Origin of the sequence: Vagococcus fluvialis bH819, assembly GCF_900163795.1 — a bacterium.
Taxonomy (GTDB): Bacteria; Bacillota; Bacilli; order Lactobacillales; family Vagococcaceae; genus Vagococcus; species Vagococcus fluvialis_A.
This window is the reverse complement of record NZ_FWFD01000008.1, coordinates 206,469-226,851: the sequence shown is the minus strand read 5'-3', so window position 1 is coordinate 226,851 and position 20,383 is coordinate 206,469. Positions and strand designations below refer to the sequence as shown.

Here is a 20,383-nt window from a genome sequence, read left to right as displayed (position 1 = left end):
TGATTACATAGTGAACTGAACTACTCATATATTTCTTATATATTTATCTGATACCCCAACTTCTATTATATTATACCTTCTATGTTTTAGTGGTTCAAGTCTTTCTTTTTATTAATCTGCTTTTCTTGAAACGTGATGCCTTTTCGCAATATTATATACCGTTCTTGTTGTTATATTATTACTTTTAGCTATGAACTCAATAGTGTTGCTACGATTTTTGTACATGGAAATGACCTTGTTTTCTCGCTCCATATTCCTTTGTTTGCCTATTAATTTTCCATCCTTTTTAGCTTTAGCCATACCCATTTTAATCCTTTCCCTCGTTTGACTGACTTCGTATTCGGCAAAAGAACTTAGAATATTAAACATTAATTTACCCTCGATTGTTGACGTATCAAAGCTTTCTGTTAGGGATTTAAAAGCAATATTATCTTCGTTTAGCTCATTTACCGTGTTTACTAAGGTGGAAAATTTTCGGCTAAGCCTATCAGATTTTACCACCACTAAAATCACTTTATTTGTTTTAGCTAATGATTTACACCGCTTAATGCATTTTTTAAATTCCTTTCTATCGTCGTTACGCCCTGAACTTTTTTCAAAAAATATTTTTTCACATCCATATTTTTTTAATAAATCCCTCTGATTTTCTAGACTTGCATCTTGCTTATCGGTTGTAAAAACTCTCCCATAACCTATTTTTATCGTTTGTTTTTGTTCCATGATTATCATCCTCCTATGTAGGTATAATAACCATTTTCAGATAAAAATATTTTTCAACGATGGGGAAGTAGATTTTTTATTTTATAGCAATCAAATTTTGGTTTAAATTATTTAATTTTTTTATTAAAGATTGATGTTCTTTTAGCAGTTTTTCCGTTTCTTTAGTAAGCTTTGTTTCCTCATCTAAAGTTATCGTAGTAATAGATGAAAGGTAGTTCTCTGTTAGTTTTGTTATTTTTTGGATGGTGTTGTCGTAATAGATGTAGTAATTTTTACCATCAGATTTTTTTATTAGGGAAATATTTTCTTCCTTATTATCTTTTATACGATTTGTCAAACCTTGGAGCAGACCGTATCTAGGTTTCTTATCACAATTTATCATTAATTTACCTAACTCTTTATCTTTTAGCAGTTCATTCCATAATTCATCAAACGTAGCACCATCCTTAAATTTTTCTTTTAAGATAGGTGGGATAGCTTGTCTCATCATTGCTGTTGCACTTAGTTTTTTTTCTTGTTTAGTCATAGTTAAAACCTCTTTCTGTAAGTGTTGGTCAGATGATAGCTTCGTTCAGAACTTAAGTCAAATCCTAAATTTCTTCTCGTAATATTTGGGATATTTGGTATCATTAAATTAATAGTAGTAAAGGATAGGAGGTAGTCTATGGAACAAAAAACGATAGATGTTTTGGCTAATACACCTAAAATTGTTCAAAGGAAATCGGGTTCTTATTACATGCAACCTGTTTTCTTGTTGACTAATGGACAAAAAACTAAGGCTAAGACGTTCTCATCTAAGGAACTTACTGAAAACAAAGCTAGGATTGATATTGAAAGGCAAATTGATGAATTTGTGGCGAATGGGGAACATCTACTATTAGGTGGATTATCTAATACAGACAATCCTCTGTTTAGGAACTTTTATAAAGTTTGGGAAAAAGAACGGTTTAATGATGAGTATATTTCTAACAGGGGAAGAGAAGAAGCTGTAATTAAAATTAAATATATCCTCCAAGAAATTGGAACTATACCTGTTAAAGATATTGACCATGATTTGCTCGATGGTTTTTATAAGAAATTAAGGTTCAATGATGTTAGAAATGGTAAAAAGCGTAACCAAGAATTAAGTCAAGAAACGGTTAGAAAATATTCAGCTATTCTTATAAAGATATTTGATTATGCTGTATCAAAGAAAGTAATAATTTCTAATCCTGTTAGACAATATGAATTAAGTTTACCTACAGCTCTTAAGAAAAGAGATAATTCAAAAAATAAAAAAGTTGATTATTTTAGTAAATATGAAACAGAAGTCATTATAGAAGAGGCTTTTAAAGTTAATTTGTCGTGGGGATTATTCGTATTTTTAGCCCTTAATACAGGTATGAGAAGGGGAGAGTTAATAGCTCTTGATATTAATAGTAGCTTTGATTTTAGTAGGAATGTGATTACAATTGATAAAAGTATTAATTCATCAAAAGAAAAGAGACTGGTTATAGATACACCTAAGAACGGGAAGTCTCGGGAAGTTTATATTTCGGATGAGTTAAAAGAACTTATCCAAGAACAAATTGAAATTCGTAATAAATTTACTGAAAAGAATAGGGATACGATTACATGGAATGCTACGTATCCATTATTTATACCTGAAACTAAGAACAAATTAGGTCAACCGTATGCTCCACATTCCATTAGTCAAAAGTGGCAGTTGTTTATGAAGGATGTAGTTAGTAGGTATCCTGACGTAAGGTACTTCAATCTTCATATACTAAGGCACACGTTTGGAACAAGATTGTTGAATAACCATATGCCTTTAGAACTTGTAAGTGAGGCGTTGGGGCATTCTAGTATTTCTATGACGGAAAGATACTATGTAAATCCTTCCTCAGAACGTATAAAATGTATGGTGGATTATTTGGATTTTAAATTTCCGAAGACAATGTTAAAATGGTAATAGCTGAGAGAGAACATTGGTATTGTAAAAGATAATTTACAATATACTCACATCACTTATTAAGACAATATCATTTTATTGATATTGTTATTGGACTTAGTACTTATAGTTAAAATTAAAAGCCCTCTCTCAGCTGTTTTTTAAAAGGAGTGTTATTTAAATTGGAAGAAAGTAATAATATTTTAAAAGAAGAACTTAAAAAGTGGTCAGACGATAATGTTTGGGTAACCAAAAAGGTAAGAATGGATGCAGAATTAGATAGAAAAAATAAAAATAAAAGATTAAATTATTATTTGATTTATTATTCAGGTGCTCTTGCCGTGATGACTTTTTTAAACTTGTCTTATCCTGATGGTTTCAAAATCTCAATATGGGCGTCAATGATTTCTGCAGTACTCCCGAGTGTAAATATATTTCAATATAAGGCTGGCTATAATGAAGAGGCACAGGATTTTAGAAAATGTTATTTGGAGCTATCAAAATTAGAAATTAAAGTGAAATCGAAAATACTTGGAGATAATTACTTTGGTATGTCTGATTTTGAAGATATTAAAGAAGAATATGAAAATATTCTAGAGAATCATGAAAATCACACAGATTTAGATTTCAAAAAATTTGTTCAATCAGAATTAAGTAAAGAGAAACCAAATAAAAAACTCAAAGGAAAAATATCTAAAAAGGATAAAAGGAAATTAAAGTGGTGTTCTATTAAAAATGTAACCGTTCAAATAGTGTTATTTTTAATACCTTTAATTATTTTAGCATTTAAATTATTTGATATAGAAATGTATCAAAGTTCTACAGGGGTATAAGAATGACTAGATTAAAAAATGATTTAGAGAAACCATACTTAGATTATGTGATAGACGAAACTATTAAATGGGATACTGCTGTAGGAAATGATGGAATGACGTATACTCATTTTTCAAACAATAGGCAAGGAATAGTAAATAGCTTACAAAGTGATTTATTAAAAGAAGTGTATGAATTTAAAAGTTATCGTGAGGTTCTATTTATAAAAAATAGAAACGAAGTGCCTAGATGTATTTCTATTCCTACGTTGAGGGATAAAATATGTTTGAAGATATTACACTTGTTTTTATATAGTAATTTTTATCGTGAAATATCAAAACAAGAAATACCTCAAACTCACATAAAAAAAATAAAACAGAATATAAATAGATATACTCATTTTTTAAAAATAGATATTAAGGGGTTTTATAATAGCTTAAATCATGATGAGTTAGAGAAAAAATTATCTTCAAAATTAGAGGAATATGAAGTAAAAATTATAATGAAAGCAGTAAAAAACGAAACGGGAGTGACTTCGTTAGATAAGGGAATTCCTCAAGGTATTTCCATATCAAATATTTTAGCAGATATTTATATGAAAGATTTTGACACTCATTATAATAAGAGGACAGATTTGTTTTATACAAGATATGTTGATGACATATTGATTTTTTGTAACGAAATATCCTTGGAAGAAATTATAGAAGAAGTGAAACTGAAAATAGATGATGAGCTTAAATTAGAGATAAATACAAATAAAGAGAAGCATGGTAGTATAAAAGAAAGTTTTGATTTTTTAGGGTATAAAACTTATGTGGATAAAGATAATGTTGTAAAAATGACTATTAAGGACGCAGGTGTTCAAAAAATAGAAAAAAGATTAATAAAGCTAATTCAGGTTTATAAATACAGTAATAAAGGTGATGTGGCTACTGCAAAATTTATTCATAGTATTAATTTAATCATTACAGGAGCAGTCACAAGTAAACTAGATAGCATGTCTTCTTCTAGTGAAAAAAGATATGGGTGGCTTTTTTTCTATAGTCAATTAGATGGCGTAAGCGTTTTGTATCATTTGGATAGCTTGATAGAAAAGAAATTGTTAAGAATATTAAATAAATTGCCTGATTTTAAGAAAGATGCAGTTCTTAGAGAAGTAAAAAAATTTACAATAGCATTTAAAGAGCTTAAATTTAATTATAAAGATACAAACTATATTTTTAGACCAGATAATTTTAGCTTAGATGAAAAAATAGAATTTTTAAAAAAAGTTGAGAATTATTCAAATAGAGATTTATACTTTCAAGAGGATGATTCTGAATCTCCAGAGGAGTACAAAGAAAGAATTGAGAAGAATTTTAAAAGGCATGTATATAATGTGATTAGGAAACAAGAAAAAGATATTATAAATGTAATATCTTAAATTTTCACATCACATTCCACATCAAAAAAACCACATGAGACAAAAATCCTCATGTGGTTCCTTTTATATCAACGGTTCTCTTTTAAAGAGTTTACATCATACCGCCCATCATTGATGGGTCCATTCCTCCACCTGGCATCATAGGCATGTCTTTAGATGGTTTGTCGGCAATAATGCCTTCAGTTGTTAATAATAAAGCAGAAACGCTTGCTGCATTTTGTAAAGCAGAGCGAGTAACTTTAGTAGGATCAACGATTCCAGCTTCAATCATGTTAACCCATTCGTCAGTTTTAGCATTGTAACCAACACCTTGTTCAGCTTGTTTTAATTTATCAACAATTACAGAACCTTCTAAACCAGCATTTTCAGCAATTTGACGTACTGGTTCTTCTAAAGCACGTAAAACGATGTTGACACCAGTTGCTTCGTCGCCAGTTACATCAAGTTCTGTTAGTTTAGGTAAAACATTAACAAAGGCAGTACCACCACCAGAAACGATTCCCTCTTCAACAGCTGCACGAGTAGCGTTTAAAGCATCTTCAATACGTAATTTTAATTCTTTTAACTCAGTTTCTGTAGCAGCTCCAACTTTAACCACGGCAACTCCGCCAGCTAATTTAGCTAAACGTTCCTGTAGTTTTTCACGATCAAAGTCAGAAGTTGTTTCAGCAATTTGAGAACGAATTAAAGCCACTCGGTTACTAATCACTTCTTTATTTCCGCCACCTTCAACGATGACAGTATTGTCTTTATCAATTACAACCTTACTTGCTGTACCTAAAGCTTCAATGGTTGTTTCTTTTAAGTCTAAGCCTAGTTCATCTGTAATAACAGTTGCACCAGTTAATGTCGCAATGTCTTCTAACATTTCTTTACGACGATCGCCAAAGCCAGGAGCTTTAACAGCAGCAACGTTAAATGTTCCACGAATTTTATTCAAGACTAGTGTCGGTAAAGCTTCCCCATCAACATCATCCGCAATAATTAATAACGGTTTATTTTGTTGTAAAATTTGTTCTAGTAAAGGTAAGATATCTTGAATGCTTGAGATTTTTTTATCTGTAATTAAAAGATATGGATTCTCTAAAACAGCTTCCATCTTGTCGTTATCAGTTACCATGTATTGTGATAAATACCCACGATCAAATTGCATACCTTCTACAACGTCTAATTCTGTTTCGATACCTTTTGATTCTTCAATAGTAATAACACCGTCATTACCAACTTTTTCCATAGCTTCAGAGATTAATTCTCCAATAGTATCGCTTCCTGAAGAAACAGCAGCAACTTGTGCGATAGCTTCTTTTGAATCAACTTGTTTAGAAATAGCGTGTAATTCTTCAACAGCTTTTTTAGTTGCAAGCTCAATCCCACGACGAATACCGATTGGGTTAGCACCAGCTGTTACATTCTTAAGTCCCTCACGAACGATCGCTTGAGTTAAGACAGTAGCAGTTGTTGTGCCATCACCAGCGATATCGTTTGTTTTAGAAGCCACTTCAGCCACTAATTGAGCGCCCATGTTTTCAAAACGATCTTCTAGTTCAACTTCCTTAGCAATCGTTACACCATCGTTAGTAATTAATGGTGAACCAAATGATTTATCTAAAACAACGTTACGTCCTTTGGGCCCTAATGTTACTTTTACAATATCAGCTAATGTATCAACACCACGCATCATAGAACTACGTGCGTCTTCTGAAAATTTAATATCTTTTGTCATAATTAATGTCACCTCATAATTTATTTTTATTCAACGATTGCTACAATATCTTTTTCATGAATGATTAGATATTCTTTACCATCATATTTAACTTCTTGACCAGTATATTTTTCAAAGATAACAGTTTGGTTAACTTCAACTGAAATAGGTAACGTTGTACCATTATCAAGTGTCCGTCCTGGACCTACAGCAACAATAACGCCGGACTGTGATTTTTCTTTAGCAGCAGACGTTAAGACGATGCCACCTACAGATTTTTGTTCTTCTTCTTTAACTTCGATCATAACGCGATCTCCTAATGGTTTTAACAATTGATATCCCTCCATAAATAAAAGATGATGTTACTTTTTAGCACTCGATATTAATGAGTGCTAAACTACTCTTACATCATACCTATAAAAAAATATATTTGCAAGAATTTTGATGAGGAGATACTTTTTTATGTGGTATGATGAAGAAAAATATCTGGAGATGGTGTTATGAATATTAACAAAAATACGCTATTTAGTGTGTTTATTTTTTTAGGGGTTTTAAATAGCCCACTATTATTTACCCTTTTATTAGTACCAAAAGGAATGGAGACTAATTTAACAGCTGTGATGTATTTATTAGGGGCGGTTGCATTAAGCTTTATAAATCTAAAAACTACAAAAGAAAGAACCTTATCAAAAAAAGGCGTCCCGCTTTCAAAAATTATTATGATTGGCTTACTTGGTATTATCATAAGTTGGTTTTTACAAACGGTCATAGGGATGTTTGAAATAATCGTATTAAAACAGGCAATTGGCTCCCAAAATACTCAAAATATTGCCAATATGGTTCGATCTTCTCCATTTTTTATTCTGGCAGTCACAATAGCAGGTCCTATTATGGAAGAATTTATTTTTCGTTTTAGTTTGATTAATTTTTTAAATCAAAAATTAAATATTTGGTTTAGTGCTATTATTAGTTCAGCAATATTTTCTGTGATGCACGGGGATGGTCATTTTTTACTTTATGGTAGTTTAGGTCTTTTCTTTTTTCTACTATATAAAAAAACAGGTTCGGTGCTAACTTCGATTATTGCTCATGCGGGAATGAATACCTTAGTTATTTTATTACAATTAATGATGAACTAAAAAAGGAGTGGAAAGATGAAAGCGAGCTTTTGGGATCGTTTAGTTCCTAAACTAACAGAAGATGTAGGTGTTAATGAACTGTTCTTCGAGGCTGTTAAAAAGCATATTAAGCCAGATGACCAATTGCTTGAAATAGGCTCTGGTACGGGAAATATGTCACGATCTTTATCAAAAGAGGTGAGTTTTGTTGAGGGAAGTGATTTTTCTAACGAAATGATCGCTCAAGCTAAGAAAAAAGATCAAATAGAAAATGTTCATTTTTCGGTGCAAGATGCTGCGAATCTAACTTTTGAAACGAGTTCTTTTGACACCGTTTTAGCAATCAATACATTGCATGTTGTTTCAGATATCGATACTGTTTTACAGGAAGTTAATCGCGTCCTATGTGATAAGGGACAATTTATTGTGATTGTTCCTTTATTTAAACGAAATAAACTAAGTTTTATGCTTGTTCGAGGGTTAATGAAAATGATGAAGTTTCGATTGTGGTCTGTAGATAAGTATAAGCAGCGATTTGAAGTACAAGGTTTTGAAATAGTTTATCAAGAAGAACTTAATGGAAAAAGCCATTCAGCTATTTTAGTTGGAAAGAAGAAGTAAAAAGAGTACTAACTTACCCTGAAACTAGGATAAATTAATACTCTTTTTTATTTAGTCTTCTTTGTAGTGTGATAAGAAGTAAATTAATGTTTGCATCTCATTTGTTAAATCAACATTTTGAACTTGAACATTATCTGGTACATTAATTCGAACAGGTGTAAAATTCATGATACCTTTAACACCGGCTTCAACAAGGCGATCAGTATTTTCTTGTGCTGATTGTGTCGGAACAGTTAAGATAGCAACTTCAATATGTTGTTCCTTAATTTGTTGAATAAGTTCCTTAGAAGAATAGACTGGCACGCCATCTAGTATACGTCCAACAATATCTTCATCAATATCAAAGGCTGCACTAATACGAATACTGTCACTTTGATGGAAACGATAATTGATAAGGGCGTGTCCTAAGTTTCCGACACCCACTAGGGCAACATTGGTCAATTTGTCTTCATTAAGCGTTTTTGCAAAAAAATTCATTAAACTTTCAACATCATAACCGTAACCACGTTTGCCTAATTCACCAAAGTATGAAAAGTCACGACGGATAGTAGCGCTGTCTACTTTTACAGCCTCACTTAATTCAGTTGATGATACTTTAGTCTTTCCTGAATCAAATAAAAATTTTAAATATCGATAATACAAAGGCAAACGTTTTGCTGTAGCCTTTGGAATGATAGCTTCTTTCATATTTTTTCCCTCACTTATTATAATAAACGTTAAGCATTGTTATTAACTTCACGTTAATAGAATACCGTCTGAATTAATTAAAAGCAATTTTAACGCTTGGAAAAGATGAGAATAATCACAAATGAGTTATCTTTTACTTTAAATAATATGATAAACTAAGCAAAGAATACTAAAGGTGGAGAGCGAAATGATTTTATTACAAGCAAATCAGGTGGCACGTCTTTTTGGTGATGAGGTGCTATTTCAAAATATACAATTAGAAGTTCAAGATAGAAGTCGTATTGCTTTAGTAGGGCGAAATGGTACGGGAAAATCAACATTATTAAAAATTTTAGCGGGCATAGAAGAAGCAGATCAAGGTGCAATATCAAAAACAAAAGATTTGACGATGGGGTATTTAGATCAACATACTGGATTGGAATCAACTAAAACAATCTGGGAAGAGATGTTAACAGTTTTTGAACCCATTCAAAAAATGGAACGTCGTTTAAGAGAATTGGAAAATCAAATTTCAGATGTGGCTGTTCAAGAAAATGTGAAACAGTATGAGCAAGTGTTGAATGAATATGATCGCTTGCAACATAAATTTAATGATTTAAATGGTTACGGTTATGAATCTGAAATTAAGTCAGTATTGCATGGCTTTAGATTTGATGAGAGCTACTTGAATCATTTGATTAGTAATTTATCTGGTGGTCAAAAAACACGACTAGCATTGGCCAAGTTACTACTAGAAAAACCAGACTTACTTATTTTGGATGAACCAACCAATCATTTAGATATTGAAACATTAGGATGGTTAGAAAATTATTTACAAAATTATCGTGGGGCATTACTAATCGTCTCTCATGATCGATATTTTTTAGATAAAATTGTTCAAGAAGTTTATGAAATTAGTCGTATGAAAATCAGTCATTATAAAGGGAATTATAGTCGTTATCTAGATCAAAAGGCAGAACGATTAGAACGAGAATGGAAAGAATTTGAAAAACAACAAGTAGAAATTTCTAAGCTAGAAGATTTTGTAGCCAAAAACTTAGTTCGTGCTTCAACAACTAAACGTGCCCAAAGTCGTAGAAAACAATTAGAGAAAATGGACCGAATGGATCGACCGCAAGGAGATGAAAAATCGGCACATTTCTTATTTGGAATAGAGCGACAATCAGGTAGGGAAGTTTTAGAAATAGAGCAAGCTGCAATAGGTTATGACAATACTATTTTGTGTGAGCCAATTGATTTTCAAGTCAGGAAACAGGAATCTATAGCTTTAGTAGGACCAAACGGAGTAGGAAAATCAACGTTGTTAAAGACAATTATTGACGAGCTACCTTTGATTAAAGGCGAGAAAAAATTGGGTCATCATGTGACGGTAGGCTATTATGATCAAGAACAAGCAAATTTAACTTCTCATCAATCAATCTTAGAAGAATTATGGTCAGATCATCGAACAACACCAGAAAAAGATATCCGAACTATTTTGGGTAGTTTTCTTTTTTCTGGTGAGGATGTAAAAAAAACAATTCCTTTACTAAGTGGTGGAGAAAAGGCACGTGTGGCGTTAGCGAAACTATCTATGAATCGAGATAATTTTCTAATCTTAGATGAGCCGACTAACCATTTGGATATTGATAGTAAGGAAGTACTAGAGAACGCGTTAATTGATTATGAAGGAACACTGCTTTTTGTTTCTCATGATAGGTATTTTATTAACCGAATTGCGACGAGTATTTTAGAATTGTCAGAAGAAGGAAGTAAACTATACCATGGGAACTATGATTATTATTTAGAAAAAAAATTAGAAGAAGAGCAATTAAGAGTATTACTAAACGAGGATATTTCTGACGTTTCTGAGGTTGTAACGGATACTAAAAAGAACTTTGTCTTAGATAAACAAAAGCAAAAAGAAAAACGTCAACTTGAAAGGCAAGTGGAACAATTAGAAATTGAATTACATGAAATTGAAGAAGTGGTTGATACTATTCAAAAGGAAATGGAAATACCGAGTAATTTAGAAGATCATGAAGTTTTGAAAAAATTAAATGATAAATTAAATGAATCATTTGAAAAACAAGAAAAGTTACTAGAAGATTGGGAAAACATGTCTTTAGAGTTAGAAGAATTTGAATAAAATAGATTAATTAAAAGTTGTTGACATAAGTCGCAACTTTTTTTTGACATTTTAAAAAAAATGAGTTAAATTAAAAACATACCGATTGAATGTTTTTTAGGAGGGACGATTTTGGGGAAAAAATATACAGCGGAACAGACTAAGAATATGATCTTAGATACATCAGCAGTTTTATTTATTAAAAAAGGTTATGAGCAAACGTCAATTAGTGATATTGTTTCTGGTTTAGATGGTTTAACAAGAGGGGCTGTTTATCATCATTTTGATTCTAAGCATGACATTATAGTGGGAATAGCAGACCGTTTCGTTCTTAAAAAAGAAATATTGAGAAGAATTAAAGAAAAATCAGAGTTGAATGGATTAGAAAAAATTCAAGAAATATTATTAGAAAGCATGTTTAATAAAGAAATCATGTCATCTACTAAAAATTCGTTAGCGTTATTAACAGATCCAACATTTTCCTCTCTTTATAATTGCCAAATAGTGAATAACTTGAGTCCGGAAATCGAGTCTTGTATTAAGGAAGGGATGGCTGATGGTTCTATTGAAACTGAATCACCAAAACAAATGTCAGAGGTAGTATTACTTTTGATAAGCACGTGGTTTATTCAGTCATTGTTCCCTAATACGTTGGAGACATTTGTGGATAAATTGAAAACAGCTCAGTTTGTTTTAAAGGCTAGTGGCATTGACGTATTGAGTGAAAAAATTGTTGATAAAATATTAGAAGAGGTAACTCTTGACTAAAAAATGAGGAGAAAAACTATATGAAAAAAGGTCTGAAAATAATAGGTTTCATCTTTTTAGGGATTCTAGCAATCATTGTTATATTTTTTGCAGGTTTGTTTATAAATAATAAAATAAAATTACACAATGAAAAAGATAAAATTGAAACTTATGGTGAGTCCGTTGAAGTAAATGGAGAAAATATGCAAGTTAGTATTTCCGGAAAAGGAAATAAAACAATTGTTCTTTTACCAGGTTTTATGACAGCTTCTCCTGTGATTGATTTTAAACAATTAACAGACGAGCTAGAAAAAACATACGAGGTCGTTGTTATTGAGCCATTAGGTTATGGATTAAGTGATGACACCAAAAAAGAACGTTCGGTTAATACGTTAACAGAAGAAATCCATACAGTACTGGAAAAAAAAGGAATTAAAAAATATACTTTAATGGCGCATTCAATTTCAGGCGTCTATTCTTTAGATTATATAAAAAAATATCCTGATGAAGTAGAAGCCTTTGTGGGAATTGACAGTAGTTTACCAGCGCAAGGGAAAGGCGATGATAATCAAGAAGGAATGATAAGCTTTTTAAGTCATTCTGGAGTATTCAGATTACTTGCTAATACAGATGAAACGATGTTGAATCTCCCCAATGTTACACCTGAATTGAAAGAACAATATAAATATTTATCATTTAAAAATATTGGTTCTAAAGGTACTATGAATGAAGCTAAGGCAATGCCAGAAAATTTTAAAAAGACGCTAGATATTAAATATCCAGAAGAATTGCCAATTATGTATTTTTTAGCAACAGAAAGTACGGAACCGGATGATAATTGGTTAAAAATACATCAAGATATGGTAAAGAATAGTGAACAGTCAGATATAAAGATATTAGAAGGTAGTCACTATTTACATCATACAAAAGCGAAAGAAATATCAGACATGACGGATGATTTCTTAAATGAAAAACTAAAATAAAATGATAAAAACGGTATTGATTTCTGTAGTTAGAAATCAGTACCGTTTTTTTATATTAATTAAATTCAATTTCTCTTTTTCTTTTTGGTTTGAGCGTTTTTTTTGAAAAACCATTAAAAGATTTTTCGATTTCACCAACAAATAAATCAATTTTTTCATCTGATGTTTTTTGAGCGTATTTACCACTATGATTCAAATATAAATATTTTTCTGTCTCCATTAGAAAAATAATCTCCTTACAATCTTGAATCTGTTCTTTAAAGTTAATCGTACTAAAGAGCAGTTGGCTAATAAGAATGATAACACCACATAAACTGATGATAATATTTTTAAACAACGTATCTGATAACAACGTGATTAAGGGAAGTGAAGCAGCAGCAGCGACTTGAATAAAGAAAATGATGGTATAGAAAAACTTTAACCAATTCTCTTTTTTCTTATAATGTTGAAGTTGCTTGTCCACTCGATCATCTAAATAATTAAAATTTTCATACATAAACATTTGATTCTCCTTTTTTATTATACATATACACAGTTTAGTATAAAAAAAGAATGATTTCAATCTTATTTTAGGTTAAAAACGTTTTTAGTGTTTTTTTGTCATCTGAATGGCATGAAAAAAGAACGTAGAGATGCTAATTACTATTATAAAAAAACCCGTCATGAATACCATCAAAAAAACTTTTGAAAAAGTCGATAGCGTTGTTGAAAAAAACTAAGACAATTAAGCCGATAAAAAGTAAAAATAGTCCAATTTTTTGCCATTTGGACAAGTAAGAAAAGTAGTCAGTAAATCTAAAACTAAGTAAACAAAAACCGATAGTTGCAATAATAATACCTAAATCTTCCATTTATCAAACTCCTAACATATTATTATCATTATACGCTTGTAATAAGTAACATTAAATAATTTTATTGATTATCTAATAATTTTATTGCGTTAATAAACTCTTTTTTTGATTCTTCGTCATCTTCTTTATCCAAAAATTCAATCAGAAAATGTTTAATCTCTTCATTACCAGTTCCTAAAATACCTAGTGCCCAAGCAGCTGTTCCACGAATAACTGGTCTGGGATCTTCTTCAATACACCTCAATAAATTAGGAACAGCCGTTTTATCTCTTGAATTTGCTAAAGCGATAATAGCATTTCGTTGAATGGGCTTTTTTCCTCGCCAAGAGCCAGCAAGAATACCAAATTTAGTCTTAAATTCTTTATTTGAAATAGTTAATAAAGGTTTAAGTAAAGGTTGAACGATTTCTGGATCTGGCTCCATTTCTTTATGATAATGACTGTCTTTTCCTTTGTTAAAAGGACATACTTCTTGGCAAATATCACATCCGTAAATAATAGTTCTTATTTTGGGGCGAAACTCTTCAGGCATCATGCCTTTGGTTTGTGTTTGATAGGAAAGGCAACGAGTGGCATTCATTCGTCCGTCACCAAGTAAAGCAGAAGTGGGACAATAGTCGATACATTTAGTACAACTACCACATTGATTCTCTTTAGGATTATCAGGTTCGAAAGGGATATTTGTGATGATTTCACCTAAATAAACGTACGAACCAAATTCTTCAGTTATAAGTAAGCCATTCTTACCAATAAAGCCAAGCCCTGCTCGTTGTGCAACCGCAACATCAATTAATTCTCCAGTATCAACCATTGGCTTAAAAGTAATTTCGGGATGATCAATGCTGATGTCCTGAATGTAATTAATTAATTTAGCCATTCGATCTTTTAGCACGTCATGATAATCTGTTCCCCAAGAAGCTCTTGCAAATTTGCCTCTTTTTTCTCCGCGAATTTTCTCAGGACGAGAAGTCATACGTGATGGATAAGCTAAAGCAATTGAAATAATTGATTTTGGTTGATCAAATATTAATTCTGGATAAACCCGCTCGTCTATATTAGGGTGTTCGAATCCGGTTGTATGATTATTTTCTTTTTGTTCGACTAAACTAGGCTTTAAGTGATCGAAAGGATCTGCAGAAGTAAACCCAATTTTATCAATGCCGATTTTTTTGCTTCCTGCAATTATTTGTTCTTTTAAATTTTCATACATTGTAAAGTTAGATCCTTTCCCTTTTTTTATAAGTATCTGATATCTTTTCTAAAATTTCAACTTAAAATCATTTAGAATTCGAATTTTTAAAGTGAAGAGGAGGAGGGACAGATGTTAATTGCAGAAAGTGAAAAGGGTAAACAAATAAATTTAAGTTGCCTAAGTAGACATGAAATCAACCAATTAAGAAAAACGGAGTGTTATTGCCCAGGATGTAAAGAGGAACTTATCATTAAAAATGGCTCAATTATGATGCCTCATTTTGCTCACAAAAAAAATAGTCTATGTCTATCATTTTCAGAAAATGAATCAGAAGAACATCTAAAAGGAAAAAAAATAATGGCAGATAATTGTCGGAAATATAAAATTGAGTATGAAGTAGAAGCTTATTTACCAGAATTAAATCAACGTCCAGACTTGTTGATTAATCATAGAATAGTAATTGAATTTCAGTGTAGTCCACTTAGTATAGAGCGTTTTAAAGAAAGAACGCTAAATTATCAATCTTTGGGGTATCAAGTGATTTGGATCTTAGGTAATAAACTACAATTCAAAGATAAGATCAGTCAGTTGCAGCGACAGTTTATTTATTTATCTAAAGAAATCGGTTTCTATGTATGGGAGATGGATGTTGAAGCAAAAACTATTCAAAATAAATATTTTTTAGTTTCTAGCGTTTGGCAAAATTTTTTTCAAACAAGACTATTTCAATTAGAAAAAGAAAATTTTCTTAGTATAGTCAGATTTCCTTTAGAAAAGCATCCAAAAATTAGTTACGAAATCAGATCAAGGATTGCCTGTGAAAAAAGAATAGACAGTTGGAATAGGCAGTTAAATCAAAAAAATAAATGTACTTTGTCTGTACAAGAATATTTTTATAAAAAGGGTTTGAATATCAGAAACTTACCGGAAATAATCATCTTACCAAGTTTTCAAAGTGTTGTTTTAAAGGAACAAGAATATATTTGGCGGTATCAAATATATGAATTTATTAGAAGTAATCAAAAAGTAACGTATCAAGAAATTTATGAAGAAATAAAAGGCCAAAATGTAGAATCATATTGTTTAATCTCTTTCTCTCAGTTTGTAAAATATCATCTTTCTCTTTATTTATGTTTTTTGATACAGAATCGGTTAGTTATTAGAAGAGACGATGGCTATTATTACACTGGACATAAGTTAGATTTAAAAAAATCTAGTCAGGAATTTTTAGGAATTCCATTAAAATATGGTATGATTAATAAGTAAATTATGAGAGGGGAGTTATTAAATAATGAGTGAAGCAAAACAATTACCAAATCGAACAGATTTATCAGTCAAGGAAACGTGGGATTTAACGCCGATTTTTAAAGATGATCAAGCATTTAATACGGCATACGAAGCATTAAGTGAAAAATTAAAAGAAGCAGGTAACTTCCAAGGAACATTAAGCCAAGGGTCATCAGAATTTTTAAAAGCAATCGATTATTTATTAGCCGTTCATCGTGAAGTTGAAAAAATCTATGTGTATTCACATTTGAAAAATGATCAAGATACGGGAAATACAACGTATCAAGCTTTATATGCTCGTGCAAGTACATTGGCAGCACAATCAGGTGCCGCATTGTCTTGGTTCCAACCTGAACTATTAAGTTTGACTGACGAAGAAATTAACGCCTATTTTGAAGAAAATAAAGAGTTAGAAATCTATCGTTATTTCATTAAAGAAATGACAGATGAAAGAGCTCACGTTTTGTCGGCTAAGGAAGAAGAGTTATTAGCAAATGCGAGTGAAATTTTATCAGCTGCTGGGGATACTTTTTCAGTCTTAAACAATGCTGATTTAAAATTCCCAATCGTTAAAGATGATGAAGGGCATAATGTAGAATTATCTAGTGGTTTATTTGGACAATTAATGGAAAGTACTAATCGTGAAGTGCGTCAAGAAGCTTTTGAGGCTTTATATAGTGTTTATGAGCAATTTAGAAATACATTTGCAAGTACTTTAGGAACAAACGTTAAAAAGCATAATTTTAGTGCGAAAGTTAGAAATTATTCTTCAGCTAGGGAAGCAGCTTTAAGTGCTAATCACATTCCAGAAGCAGTTTATGATACATTACTAGAAGTTATTGGTGAGAATTTACATTTACTACACCGCTATGTTGGTTTACGCAAAAAATTACTTAATGTAGAAAAATTACATATGTATGATATGTACACACCAGTTTTAGGTGATGCACCAATTAAGTATTCTTATGATGAAGCCAAAGATATTTCATTAAAAGGATTAATGCCTTTAGGTGAAGAGTATCAAGAAATTGTCAAAGAGGCCTATTCTGATCGATGGATTGATGTCGTGGAGAATAAAGGAAAGCGTAGTGGTGCTTATTCTTCTGGTGCTTACGACACAAAACCATACATCTTACTAAATTGGCATGACAGTATCAATCATTTATACACATTGGTTCATGAGATGGGACACAGTGTCCATAGCTACTATACACGTAAAACACAACCATACGTTTACGGAGACTATTCAATTTTCTTAGCTGAAATTGCGTCAACGACTAATGAAAATCTTTTAACAGAATACTTGTTAAAAACAGAAACAGATCCGAAAGTTCGAGCGTTTGTTTTAAACCATTACTTAGATGGATTTAAAGGAACAATCTTTAGACAAACACAGTTTGCTGAATTTGAACACTTTATTCATACAGAGGATGCTAAAGGAATCCCATTAACAAGTGAATATCTAAGTGATTATTATGCTGAATTGAATGCTAAATATTATGGAGCTGAAGTTGAAAAAGATCGTGAAATCTCATTTGAATGGAGCCGTATTCCTCATTTCTATTACAACTATTATGTTTTCCAATACGCAACAGGCTTCTCAGCAGCTTCTGCATTATCAGATAAGATTATTAAAGGTGAAGAGAACGCATTAGACAACTATTTAGGATTCTTAAAAGCTGGAAGTAGTGACTATCCAATCGAAGTCATGAAAAAAGCAGGTGTGGATATGACTAAAGCTGATTATATTCGTGATGCAATGAAAGTCTTTGAAGTAAGATTAAACGAATTTGAAGCATTGATTGAAACATTATAAGATAAAAAAGTAAACGAGGTAGGTATTTTTTAGCCAATCTCGTTTTTTTTACTGTATACTATTTTTAAAAGAAAGTTATTAATTATTTGGAGGATAATAATGTATAAAAAAAGCAGTTTACCTAAAGTACTATCCTTAGTATTTTTATTTTTGTTAGGTTTGTCATGGTGGTATATAGTATGGGATAAGTACCAAGAAAAAAACAGTCATAATATTGGGGTGGAACATGTTTACTCCCATCGAGGAGCTTCAGGAGAAGAAATTGAACATACATTTGAAGCATATGACTTAGCCATTAGTTATGGTAGTCAATATATCGAACAAGATTTAGTCACATCAAAAGATAAAACCTTGTACGTTTCTCATGATTTAAATGCCAAAAGATTAACGGGAGAAGATAAAAAATATGGTGAAATGACAGATGATGAAATTGATAAATTAAAAACTAAAAATGCTGAAAAAATCCATAGATTAAGGGATGTTTTTGTACGATATCAAGATACTGTCACTTATGTTATTGAATTAAAAGGTGAGGATGAGCAGATTGAATTGTTTAAAGAAGAAGTACAGCAGGCTAAGTTAAAAGATAAAATAATCGTTCAGTCTTTTAAGGTAAAAACACTAGAAAAACTAAATGAAACATTTCCTAAGATGAAAAAATTACTTTTAGTCAAAGATCAAAAGACTCTGGATCAAACTATCAAACATTCGGTTGTAGACATATTTGGAGTTAGTAAAAAACTAATGACAGAAGAAAATATAGAAAATATTCACAAAAATAAAAAAACAGTCAGTGTATGGACTTTGAATCGTTCAGATGACATAAAAAAAGCAATAAATCTTAATGTAGATACATACTTTACTAATTTTACGGGAAAAGCCTTGGTGCTAGAAAAAGAGAACAGAAAAACAAACAGAGAATGACCGTGAAACTTGGTCATCCTCTGTTTGTTTTAATATAAATGTAATCGGTCATTTTCATCTGAATCATAGTATTTCTCAAAACTACAGTCAGATTCTAATAATTGCTTAATAACAGAATGGGGCATGTCATCAGTAACTAAAACACCGAAATCACGGTCACAACGGTAGTTAAATATGACAGCATCAGTAAATGATGTGACATTCATTTCTTGGGCGATTTGCTGATCAATTTTAAAAAAATCAACAACTAAATTAGAAGCTCGATCCGCTTCGTAAAGCTCCAAGTCCACACCAATAGACATTAAAATATCATTAACTAGGCATTTTGAATAAACCTGTTTCTGACTGCCCACTCTTTTTTGAAGTTCATATAAAAAAGTGCGGCCAATTTGTTTACCTTGTAGTTGAACAGCTTTTAAATCTAAACAAGCTGAGTAGATAGTACTGAATAGCTCATTACGATGTTTTAAACTATGAGTTGTCCAATTATTTGTGATTAAATAGTTTTGAATAACTCTAGGATTCAGAACTGGAATCAATCTGAAATGGATTTTTTCTGTTTCTTTTGCAATAATGTCTAAATATTTTTTTTCTGCTACTAAACTTTGATCATCTAAAGGATTGATAAAAAGGTAGATTTCAATCATTAGCAAGAGCCTCCTAACCAAAAACCTAATTGCCTTTAATTACCTATAATCTATCAAAAAAGGTATAGAAACTAAAGGAAAAGGCTTGTGAAATTTGTTATGCTATAAAGTTTTTTTATGCGTCATCATTCGAGCTATTTTTTTTTCTGCACTTCGGATTGGAATATTATGTTCTTTTAAAAAATTTAAGAAAAACAACTCTCCATCTTTTGCATCAATAACTTCCATTTCTAATTCATAATCCGTTTTACCGTAGTAATTACTTTTATCTAAAACTAGTAAAACGTTTGACTTTATATTAATTTCCCCCCGAGTTGTAGTTAACTCACCAATTACCATCAAATCTGATAATTTAATCCCTTGTTGACTCAAAAAAATAGCAACTTCACTTATTTCAGGTAAGATTTGTTCATCTAAAGTCTTGCCCTCTAAATAAGTATCAAGTTGATCGGTTACTTCTAGTAAAGTATGTTGATCAGAAGTAGGTATTTTTAATGTTAATTCAGTATAATTATTGGTTTTTCTAATTCTAAGGCCTATTTTTTTGTGTTTAAGTTGATAGTCTTCTGTATCAAAGTAAATGTTAGTTTGTGTATGAAGTTCAGTTAAATGATACTCGGCTAGAAGTATATCATATTCGATTTCACTTAATAGGTTTTTAAATTCTATTTCTAACTCTTTTGTCATAAGAACACCTCAATTTAATATTTTACCTCTTTATTGAAATAAAAACAATTTATAACATCTTTTATGTTTTTAAAGCCCTAACGTTTTGCGTCTAATTATGATAAAATATACGATGTATGTTTAAGAAT

General features: G+C 31.1%; 21 protein-coding genes. 11 read left to right on the top strand and 10 right to left on the bottom strand.

The annotated features are described in order from the left end of the window. Positions 1-111: 111 nt before the first annotated feature. Positions 112-720: a recombinase family protein gene (locus tag FM121_RS05200; protein ID WP_179203797.1), complete on the bottom strand. Its 609-nt coding sequence runs from the start codon at positions 718-720 to the stop codon at positions 112-114. A gap of 76 nt (positions 721-796) precedes the next feature. Then, entirely contained in the window at positions 797-1,246 is a 450-nt protein-coding gene (locus tag FM121_RS05195) for a hypothetical protein (RefSeq protein WP_086951098.1), read from the bottom strand. A 138-nt stretch (positions 1,247-1,384) separates the two neighbouring features. Between FM121_RS05195 and FM121_RS05190 the strand changes: the two genes are divergently transcribed. The 3 genes from FM121_RS05190 (at position 1,385) to FM121_RS05180 (ending at position 4,886) form a co-directional block, all read left to right on the top strand. Next, positions 1,385-2,671 carry a tyrosine-type recombinase/integrase gene (locus FM121_RS05190; protein WP_086951097.1) on the top strand — a complete coding sequence of 429 codons (1,287 nt, stop codon included), beginning with the start codon at positions 1,385-1,387 and terminating at the stop codon, positions 2,669-2,671. A gap of 161 nt (positions 2,672-2,832) precedes the next feature. Continuing rightward, on the top strand, positions 2,833-3,483 hold the full coding sequence (locus FM121_RS05185) for an SLATT domain-containing protein (protein ID WP_086951096.1): 651 nt from the start codon (positions 2,833-2,835) through the stop codon (positions 3,481-3,483). 2 nt (positions 3,484-3,485) lie between these two features. Beyond that, positions 3,486-4,886 (top strand): reverse transcriptase domain-containing protein, encoded by a 1,401-nt coding sequence (locus tag FM121_RS05180; RefSeq protein WP_086951095.1) that lies wholly within the window; start codon positions 3,486-3,488, stop codon positions 4,884-4,886. 91 nt (positions 4,887-4,977) lie between these two features. Here FM121_RS05180 and groL read toward each other — a convergent pair whose 3' ends face one another. Both groL and groES read right to left on the bottom strand, forming a co-directional pair. Continuing rightward, entirely contained in the window at positions 4,978-6,609 is a 1,632-nt protein-coding gene (groL, locus tag FM121_RS05175) for a chaperonin GroEL (protein WP_086951094.1), read from the bottom strand. A 26-nt stretch (positions 6,610-6,635) separates the two neighbouring features. Continuing rightward, entirely contained in the window at positions 6,636-6,920 is a 285-nt protein-coding gene (gene groES, locus FM121_RS05170) for a co-chaperone GroES (protein WP_086951093.1), read from the bottom strand. Between the two features lie 168 nt (positions 6,921-7,088). On the opposite strand from groES, the gene FM121_RS05165 reads away from it, so the two are divergent. Together FM121_RS05165 and FM121_RS05160 are read left to right on the top strand one after the other, a co-directional pair. Then, on the top strand, positions 7,089-7,727 hold the full coding sequence (locus FM121_RS05165; protein WP_086951092.1) for a CPBP family intramembrane glutamic endopeptidase: 639 nt from the start codon (positions 7,089-7,091) through the stop codon (positions 7,725-7,727). 15 nt (positions 7,728-7,742) lie between these two features. Then, positions 7,743-8,327: a class I SAM-dependent methyltransferase gene (locus tag FM121_RS05160; RefSeq protein ID WP_086951091.1), complete on the top strand. Its 585-nt coding sequence runs from the start codon at positions 7,743-7,745 to the stop codon at positions 8,325-8,327. Between the two features lie 51 nt (positions 8,328-8,378). Here FM121_RS05160 and FM121_RS05155 read toward each other — a convergent pair whose 3' ends face one another. Beyond that, complete coding sequence (locus FM121_RS05155) at positions 8,379-9,014, bottom strand: redox-sensing transcriptional repressor Rex (protein ID WP_086951090.1); 636 nt, start codon at positions 9,012-9,014, stop codon at positions 8,379-8,381. 187 nt (positions 9,015-9,201) lie between these two features. Between FM121_RS05155 and FM121_RS05150 the strand changes: the two genes are divergently transcribed. From FM121_RS05150 to FM121_RS05140, 3 genes are all read left to right on the top strand, one after another. Continuing rightward, the gene (locus FM121_RS05150; protein ID WP_086951089.1) at positions 9,202-11,142 is read left to right on the top strand and encodes an ABC-F family ATP-binding cassette domain-containing protein; all 1,941 of its coding nucleotides are present in this window, start codon (positions 9,202-9,204) and stop codon (positions 11,140-11,142) included. A gap of 111 nt (positions 11,143-11,253) precedes the next feature. Then, complete coding sequence (locus tag FM121_RS05145) at positions 11,254-11,889, top strand: TetR/AcrR family transcriptional regulator (RefSeq protein WP_086951088.1); 636 nt, start codon at positions 11,254-11,256, stop codon at positions 11,887-11,889. A 20-nt stretch (positions 11,890-11,909) separates the two neighbouring features. After that, on the top strand, positions 11,910-12,851 hold the full coding sequence (locus FM121_RS05140; RefSeq protein WP_086951087.1) for an alpha/beta hydrolase: 942 nt from the start codon (positions 11,910-11,912) through the stop codon (positions 12,849-12,851). A 55-nt stretch (positions 12,852-12,906) separates the two neighbouring features. Here the strand turns inward: FM121_RS05140 and FM121_RS05135 are convergent, their stop codons facing one another. The 3 genes from FM121_RS05135 to queG all read right to left on the bottom strand — a co-directional run bounded on the left by FM121_RS05135 (position 12,907) and on the right by queG (position 14,912). Beyond that, on the bottom strand, positions 12,907-13,353 hold the full coding sequence (locus FM121_RS05135; protein WP_086951086.1) for a DUF4231 domain-containing protein: 447 nt from the start codon (positions 13,351-13,353) through the stop codon (positions 12,907-12,909). Between the two features lie 133 nt (positions 13,354-13,486). After that, positions 13,487-13,702, bottom strand: coding sequence for a hypothetical protein (locus FM121_RS05130; RefSeq protein ID WP_086951085.1), 216 nt, complete (start codon positions 13,700-13,702; stop codon positions 13,487-13,489). Between the two features lie 61 nt (positions 13,703-13,763). Beyond that, positions 13,764-14,912 carry a tRNA epoxyqueuosine(34) reductase QueG gene (gene queG / locus FM121_RS05125; protein ID WP_086951084.1) on the bottom strand — a complete coding sequence of 383 codons (1,149 nt, stop codon included), beginning with the start codon at positions 14,910-14,912 and terminating at the stop codon, positions 13,764-13,766. A gap of 111 nt (positions 14,913-15,023) precedes the next feature. On the opposite strand from queG, the gene FM121_RS05120 reads away from it, so the two are divergent. From FM121_RS05120 to FM121_RS05110, 3 genes are all read left to right on the top strand, one after another. After that, the gene (locus tag FM121_RS05120; protein WP_086951083.1) at positions 15,024-16,160 is read left to right on the top strand and encodes a competence protein CoiA; all 1,137 of its coding nucleotides are present in this window, start codon (positions 15,024-15,026) and stop codon (positions 16,158-16,160) included. Between the two features lie 25 nt (positions 16,161-16,185). Next, entirely contained in the window at positions 16,186-17,997 is a 1,812-nt protein-coding gene (gene pepF, locus FM121_RS05115) for an oligoendopeptidase F (protein WP_086951082.1), read from the top strand. A 99-nt stretch (positions 17,998-18,096) separates the two neighbouring features. Continuing rightward, the gene (locus FM121_RS05110) at positions 18,097-18,921 is read left to right on the top strand and encodes a glycerophosphodiester phosphodiesterase (protein WP_086951081.1); all 825 of its coding nucleotides are present in this window, start codon (positions 18,097-18,099) and stop codon (positions 18,919-18,921) included. 29 nt (positions 18,922-18,950) lie between these two features. Here FM121_RS05110 and FM121_RS05105 read toward each other — a convergent pair whose 3' ends face one another. Both FM121_RS05105 and FM121_RS05100 read right to left on the bottom strand, forming a co-directional pair. Continuing rightward, a complete protein-coding gene (locus FM121_RS05105) occupies positions 18,951-19,568 on the bottom strand; it encodes a DsbA family protein (protein ID WP_086951080.1) in 618 nt (205 codons plus the stop codon). 102 nt (positions 19,569-19,670) lie between these two features. After that, on the bottom strand, positions 19,671-20,255 hold the full coding sequence (locus FM121_RS05100) for a CYTH domain-containing protein (RefSeq protein WP_086951079.1): 585 nt from the start codon (positions 20,253-20,255) through the stop codon (positions 19,671-19,673). Between the last annotated feature and the right edge of the window lie 128 nt (positions 20,256-20,383).

Coding starts and splice junctions, on each gene's coding strand:
- FM121_RS05200 (WP_179203797.1), bottom strand. CDS start 720: ATGGAACAAAAACAAACGATAAAAATAGGTTATGGGAGAGTTTTTACA.
- FM121_RS05195 (WP_086951098.1), bottom strand. CDS start 1,246: ATGACTAAACAAGAAAAAAAACTAAGTGCAACAGCAATGATGAGACAA.
- FM121_RS05190 (WP_086951097.1), top strand. CDS start 1,385: ATGGAACAAAAAACGATAGATGTTTTGGCTAATACACCTAAAATTGTT.
- FM121_RS05180 (WP_086951095.1), top strand. CDS start 3,486: ATGACTAGATTAAAAAATGATTTAGAGAAACCATACTTAGATTATGTG.
- groL (WP_086951094.1), bottom strand. CDS start 6,609: ATGACAAAAGATATTAAATTTTCAGAAGACGCACGTAGTTCTATGATG.
- FM121_RS05165 (WP_086951092.1), top strand. CDS start 7,089: ATGAATATTAACAAAAATACGCTATTTAGTGTGTTTATTTTTTTAGGG.
- FM121_RS05160 (WP_086951091.1), top strand. CDS start 7,743: ATGAAAGCGAGCTTTTGGGATCGTTTAGTTCCTAAACTAACAGAAGAT.
- FM121_RS05155 (WP_086951090.1), bottom strand. CDS start 9,014: ATGAAAGAAGCTATCATTCCAAAGGCTACAGCAAAACGTTTGCCTTTG.
- FM121_RS05150 (WP_086951089.1), top strand. CDS start 9,202: ATGATTTTATTACAAGCAAATCAGGTGGCACGTCTTTTTGGTGATGAG.
- FM121_RS05140 (WP_086951087.1), top strand. CDS start 11,910: ATGAAAAAAGGTCTGAAAATAATAGGTTTCATCTTTTTAGGGATTCTA.
- FM121_RS05135 (WP_086951086.1), bottom strand. CDS start 13,353: ATGTTTATGTATGAAAATTTTAATTATTTAGATGATCGAGTGGACAAG.
- FM121_RS05130 (WP_086951085.1), bottom strand. CDS start 13,702: ATGGAAGATTTAGGTATTATTATTGCAACTATCGGTTTTTGTTTACTT.
- queG (WP_086951084.1), bottom strand. CDS start 14,912: ATGTATGAAAATTTAAAAGAACAAATAATTGCAGGAAGCAAAAAAATC.
- FM121_RS05120 (WP_086951083.1), top strand. CDS start 15,024: ATGTTAATTGCAGAAAGTGAAAAGGGTAAACAAATAAATTTAAGTTGC.
- pepF (WP_086951082.1), top strand. CDS start 16,186: ATGAGTGAAGCAAAACAATTACCAAATCGAACAGATTTATCAGTCAAG.
- FM121_RS05110 (WP_086951081.1), top strand. CDS start 18,097: ATGTATAAAAAAAGCAGTTTACCTAAAGTACTATCCTTAGTATTTTTA.
- FM121_RS05105 (WP_086951080.1), bottom strand. CDS start 19,568: ATGATTGAAATCTACCTTTTTATCAATCCTTTAGATGATCAAAGTTTA.
- FM121_RS05100 (WP_086951079.1), bottom strand. CDS start 20,255: ATGACAAAAGAGTTAGAAATAGAATTTAAAAACCTATTAAGTGAAATC.